Below are 2,783 nucleotides of genomic sequence, written 5' to 3'. Positions count from 1 at the left end.
GCGAGGCCGGGGACGCTTCGGGCGAGGCCGGCGCGGCCGGGGACGCCTCGGGCGAGGCCGACGAGGCCGGGGTGGTCGGTGCCTCGCCGGAGGGTGCCGTGACGACGGTGCTGTCTGCGGCCGTGGCGTCTGTTGCAGAGGCGGCGAGGGGGGAGAGGGTGATGCACGCGAGCGCGGTTATCGACGCGCCGAGGCAGTGGAGAAGGCGGATGCTGATCCTGTTCATGGTGACACCTCGTTGGTGGGGAATGCCTCAATCTTAGGCGCTGTGGGGGCGGCAGAGTGGTTGTTTTGGACCGCGCGTGGGGAGTCGTCGCGCGCGCATGCAGGAGGGAGTGCGTGCGTCGCGTCCGGGAGCCTGGAGGGAGGGGAAACCCTTGTGTTCCACAGTAAATTAGGCTTATGATACTTTTATAAAGCTTGTCAATACTTGCCCGCCCGTAAGGAATGATTACCGTGTCCAAGAAGGACCTCGTCATCCCCCTCGTGCCCGCTGCCCTGAGCGCCGCGCTCCTGGCGGGAGGCGTCACCGTCTTTTCTGCGTGTGAACCCAGGCCGGACGGAACCTGGATGCACTGCCACCAGTGCCAAAACTCCGTCGCGGCCAGCGCCGCCGGCCTCGCCGTGTTCTTCGGGACGGCGGCTTTCATCAAGAACAAGGGCGTGCGCCTCGCCCTCCAGGTCCTCTGCCTCGTCGGCGCTGTCGTCGTCTTTTTCATCCCCGGCGTCATCTGCCCGCTGTGCATGATGAAGACGATGCGCTGTCACACGGTGTTCCAGCCCTTCGTGCGCATCATGAGCGTCCTCGTCGCGGGCGGCGGCGTCGCCGCCGTCGTGAACACGCTCAAGAAGGACAAGGCCTCCCAGGCCTGACGCCCGGCAGGTGACACGCGTGCGCCTGAGCAGGGCAACGATGAAGAAGGGAACCGTCGTACTCGCGGCGCTTCTCCTCGCGGTGACCCTCGGCATCCTGTTCCATCACCACCAGCGTTCACAGCGCTACGCGCAGGCTCTGCGCCTGGCTGAGTCCGGGGACGCTTCGGGGGCCTACGGGATTCTCGTTGGCCTCGGGGACTACGCGGACGCGCGAGAGCGCGCGGCGGGCCTCGTCGAGGAGGATCCGGCGCTTCCCTACCGCGGGGCCGCCAAGGGAGATGTCGTCTCTTTCGGCTCCTTCGAGCAGGACGGCGACGCCTCCAACGGCCCGGAGTCGATCCGGTGGATCGTGTTGGAGCGCTTCGACGACCGGCTCCTGCTGCTCAGCGCCGACGTCCTCGACGGACGCCAGTACAACCACGTTCCGTTCCAGGACGTGACGTGGGCGGACAGCGACCTGCGCGCGTGGATGAACGACGACTTTTTCGACGCCGCCTTCACGCCCGCCCAGCGGGGAATCATCCCCTCCGTCCTCAACGACAACGCCGACCAGTCCATCACCGGAGCCCCGGGAGGCGCGCCCACGCAGGACCGCGTCTTCGCGCTCAGCGAGCAGGAAAGCGTCGTCTACCTCTCCGGCGGCGCGAACCGCTCCGACATCGGCGAGGCTCTCGCGAGCGAATACGCGGCCTCGGGTGCCCTGACCGTCACCGAGGACGGGACGGCCGACTGGTGGCTGCGCTCGCCAGGAACCTACGGCTTCGCCGCGCAATTCGTTGACGCGGCCGGCACGCCGGTCGCCAGCGGCGCGAACGTCGACGTCCTGTACGGGGCTCGGCCCGCGCTGTGGATCGACCTGTCCGAGGTCGGCGGGGGCGGGCGATGACAGGCTCCCTCACGCTGCGCCGGGTTCCCCTCAAGAACGTCCTGGCGCACCCCGTGCGCGCCGCGATCATCCTGGTTCTCGCGCTCGCCCAGGCGGCGTGCGTGTTCGGCGGCCTCGTCGCCCTCGACGGCATGCGCGCCCAGCTCAGCCTCGCCGAGCGCCGACTCGGCGCCGACCTCGTCGTGTACCCGACCTCCTGCCTGAACATCGTGGATAAGCGGGCGCTGAGCATGCTCGGAACCCCCGCCCAATGCGACCAGCCGCGCGCGACCCTGGCGCGCATGGACGCCAACGAGGAGATCGCCGCCGTCACCTACGAGCTGGCCATCTCCCAGACGCGGCCCGACGGGACGACCCAGTGGATCATCGGCTACGACCCCGCGACCGACTTCGTCGTGTCGCCGTGGATCGCCGAGGGAGAAGGAAAGTATGCGCCCGAGGGCGCCGTCACGGTCGGAGCCGCCGCCGCGCAGACCCCGGAGGGCGAGGTGACACTCTTCGGGAAGCAGTGGCCCGTGGGCGCACACCTGGAGGCCACCGGCACCGACTGGGATCACGCCGTCTTCGTCAGCATGGACACGCTCACGCAGGTCATCGCCGCATCGGTCGAATCGGGTGTGGACACCTACGCCTCCCTGGCGCCGGACCGCGACTACACGGTCGCCCTCGTGCACGTCGCCGACTCCCGCCAGGTCGATAGCGTCACGGAGTGGATCAACCTGTACGTGCGCAAAGTGACCGCCGTCCGCTCCGAGGCGGCCGTCTCAGCCACGGCCTCGGACGTGCGCGCCCACCGCAGCGCGCTCCTCGGCGTGCTCGGCATCGCATGGGGTGTCCTGCTGGCCGCCCTGATGGTCGCCCAGGCCACGCTCATGAACGAGCGTCGACACGAGCTGTACGTGTGGCGCTCGATCGGGGCGTCGGCGAAGACGATTGCGCGAGTCATGACGGCCGAATCCCTGATTCTTCACGCGGCGGGCGCCCTCGCCGGCGTCGTCGTCGGAGCCGCCGCCGTGCCCCT

The 2,783-nt window shown here is 69.0% G+C and carries 3 protein-coding genes and 1 pseudogene; 3 read left to right on the top strand and 1 reads right to left on the bottom strand.

Going from position 1 to position 2,783, the window contains the following annotated elements:
* Positions 1 to 226: pseudogene (locus HMPREF1138_RS11170) on the bottom strand (L,D-transpeptidase family protein); the annotation flags it as partial.
* 230 nt (positions 227 to 456) lie between these two features.
* Here HMPREF1138_RS11170 and HMPREF1138_RS09960 point away from each other — a divergent pair.
* The 3 genes from HMPREF1138_RS09960 to HMPREF1138_RS09950 form a co-directional block, all read left to right on the top strand.
* The gene (locus HMPREF1138_RS09960; protein WP_009059432.1) at positions 457 to 873 is read left to right on the top strand and encodes a DUF4418 family protein; all 417 of its coding nucleotides are present in this window, start codon (positions 457 to 459) and stop codon (positions 871 to 873) included.
* 40 nt (positions 874 to 913) lie between these two features.
* Complete coding sequence (locus HMPREF1138_RS09955; protein ID WP_009059430.1) at positions 914 to 1,762, top strand: DUF6273 domain-containing protein; 849 nt, start codon at positions 914 to 916, stop codon at positions 1,760 to 1,762.
* The coding region (locus HMPREF1138_RS09950) for an FtsX-like permease family protein (protein WP_009059428.1) at positions 1,759 to 2,783 on the top strand (1,025 nt) is incomplete at its 3' end. The genes HMPREF1138_RS09955 and HMPREF1138_RS09950, both read left to right, overlap by 4 nt.

The sequence above is a fragment of the Actinomyces sp. ICM58 genome (assembly GCF_000283035.1).
Classification (GTDB): Bacteria; Actinomycetota; Actinomycetes; order Actinomycetales; family Actinomycetaceae; genus Pauljensenia.
Note: the sequence above shows the minus strand (reverse complement) of the source record. Positions and strands in the feature narration are given on the sequence as shown.

Excerpts from the sequence above, each read along its gene's own strand:
- HMPREF1138_RS09955 (WP_009059430.1), top strand. The coding sequence starts at position 914 with ATGAAGAAGGGAACCGTCGTACTCGCGGCGCTTCTCCTCGCGGTGACC.